Annotated in this window: 1 protein-coding gene; it reads left to right on the top strand. The window is 39.5% G+C overall.

Annotation, left to right across the window (positions count from 1 at the left end; translation table 11 throughout):
* A partial coding sequence (locus SB752_RS32195; RefSeq protein WP_410719465.1) for a hypothetical protein occupies positions 1-304 on the top strand: 304 nt, incomplete at both ends.

A 304-nucleotide genomic window follows, 5' to 3' on the forward strand; every position in this document is an offset into this window, starting at 1 on the left:
CTAACAATAAAAGCATTTAATGCTTTGATACACTCTCTGGATGATGAAGGGAAAATTTCTAAAGTAAACAGCTTATTCATTGGTGAGGAAATATTCAAGCCGCTGGTCGAAGTAATTAAAGATAAAGGGGGGCAGATTGTTCGGCTTGGTTCGATTAGGAAACTTTTAAAGCAGGCCCAGCTCGAAGCAGAAATAGATTCCGATCAGGTTGAGCAATATATTGATGATGTGAAGGCATTGGTTGATGAGGTATCTAAGATGAACGTAGAGCAAAGAGAACTACTTTGCGACCTGATTTGGAAGG

This window comes from Brevibacillus sp. SIMBA_040, assembly GCF_046535075.1.
GTDB lineage: Bacteria > Bacillota > Bacilli > Brevibacillales > Brevibacillaceae > Brevibacillus.